3 protein-coding genes are annotated in these 2284 nt (G+C 41.2%); all 3 read left to right on the forward strand.

The features are described 5' to 3' along the window. The coding region (locus tag AC220I_RS21435; protein WP_486725907.1) for a helix-turn-helix domain-containing protein at positions 1–561 on the forward strand (561 nt) is incomplete at its 5' end. A 24-nt stretch (positions 562–585) separates the two neighbouring features. Further along, positions 586–1641 (forward strand): D-xylose ABC transporter substrate-binding protein, encoded by a 1056-nt coding sequence (locus AC220I_RS21440; protein WP_486725908.1) that lies wholly within the window; start codon positions 586–588, stop codon positions 1639–1641. 181 nt (positions 1642–1822) lie between these two features. Beyond that, positions 1823–2284 (forward strand): substrate-binding domain-containing protein (locus tag AC220I_RS21445; RefSeq protein WP_486725909.1); only part of this gene is annotated, 462 nt, incomplete at its 3' end.

The following is a 2284-nucleotide window of genomic DNA, read 5'->3' on the forward strand; positions in this document are numbered from 1 at the left end:
TTTGACTTTCTCTATCAAGGCATCGCCACGCAGCAGGAGCGCCTTCTTGAACTGGTGGTGCTCATGTATAGGGTGGCCTATGACGAGGGTGTTGAAGAGGATGCCATTATCCGCTATGATCAGTATCTTAAGGAAATGATTGCCCTTAACAATCCTAGCGATGTACAGAGATGGCTCACCAATCGAATCAAATACATCACAGAACAAATTGAGAAAAGTAAGAGTAAAAAGTGCTCCTTTATCGTGGAACGTGCCAAGAGGGCACTTGAACAAGAGTATCATACTGAAATCACCCTAGAGGGCATTGCAAGGCAGTTAAACATCAGCCCTCAGTATCTCAGTAAGCTCTTTAAAGAGGAGACGGGCCAGAATTTTATAGAGTATTTAACGCGTGTAAGGGTGGGTATGGCACAAACCCTGATGAAGACCTCTTATAAATCCGTTAAGGAAATATGTTTTGAGGTGGGCTATTCAGATCCAAATTACTTTAGCCGCTTGTTTAAAAAACAAACAGGGCTCATGCCGACAGAATTTATGAATCAAGTAAAAAGTCAATTCTAAGAGATAGATGTGAGGGGGAAGCACATGAACGTCAGAAGAGGCAGTTTTCTCATAATTGTATTTTTTATCATGGGGGGGATATTGCTTTTTTGGCAAGAGCCGCCACCTGAAAAGGATGACACGATTAAGATTGGATTTCTAGTGGATTCACTTGTTATAGAACGCTGGCAAAAAGACCGAGATATTTTTATTTCAAAGGCCAAGAGTTTGGGGGCTGAGGTGATTTTAAAAAATGCCAACGAAGATGCAGCACTTCAGAGTGAACAGGTGAAAGACTTGGTGGAGCAAGGGGTAGATGCTATTGTGATCATACCCTATGATCGAAATGCCATAGGACCGGCACTTAAACAGGCCAAGCGAAACAATGTTAAGGTCATCGCCTATGATCGCCTAGTCGAGAAGGGTAATGTAGACCTTTACATCTCCTTTGACAACATCATGGTTGGGCAGATCATGGGAAGTCAGCTGCTTGAAAAGGTGCCAAAGGGGAATTACATCATCATCAACGGTTCACCCAAAGACCATAATGCCTTTATGTTTAATGAAGGGTATATGTCTGTACTAAAACCAGCAATTGAAGCTGGAGAGATCAAGGTGATTAAGGAAGTCTGGGCTGAGGACTGGCGTGAAATTTACGCTTACGATGCAGTGAATGAAGTCATTGATTCAGGTCTTAAAATAGATGGCATTATCGGTGCAAATGACGATTTGGCAGAAGGGGCCATTAGGGCTTTGCTTGAAAGACAGCTGGCAGAGTCGGTTTATGTCACTGGCCACGATGCCAATCTCTCTGCATGCCAGAGGATTGTCGAAGGTACCCAGTATATGACGGTCTACAAGCCCATTAAGACACTTGCCCAAACGGCTGCTGAAATCGCAGTGGAGATGGTGACCACAGAGTCTGACAAGTCCTATACAGAGGATACCATTTTCGATGGTGAAAGAAACATCCCCTATGTGAAGCTTACGCCTAAACTCGTGACCAAGGACAACATCGTCGCTGTGGTGATCAAGGATGGTTTTCACTTGCTCGAGGATGTTTATCGCAACATTCCAAAGTCAGAGTGGCCAAGTCAATAAAACCTAAATATCAGAACTAGACAATTTTGTGATTAATTTTGTCTAGTTCTTTTCTTTTGTATACACGACATTATTAATTCTGTCTAGAACATGATAATTCACTCTATTTTAGAAAATGTTAAATCCTTGTAAACTGTGTTTGTACTTTAACGAAGTATCAATTTAAGGGAGGATTAAGAGCATGAAAAAAGCGGGTGTATTATTGTTGATTATAATGATGATCGCGTCATTATTTGTAGGCTGTGCACAAAAAGCAGAAGAGAATTTAATTGGTGTTTCAATGCCAACTAAATCGTTGCAAAGATGGAATCAAGACGGTGCTAACATGAAGGCTGAGCTTGAAAAGCAAGGTTACGCAGTTGAACTTTTATATGCTGAAGATTCAGTAGATCAACAAATCAAAGACCTAGAAAACATGATTACTAAAGGCTGTAAAGTTCTTGTAATCGCATCAATCGATGGTGAAGCACTTAAGGGTGTTTTAGATGAAGCTGGTAAAGCGGGTATCAAAGTAATCGCTTATGACCGTTTAATCAGAGGTAGTGAGTATGTTGACTACTATGCAACTTTTGATAACTACTTAGTTGGTGTGCTTCAAGGCACATATGTAATCGAAACACTTGGTCTTGATAAGGGTGAAAAA

The sequence above is a fragment of the Fusibacter sp. genome (assembly GCF_057447755.1).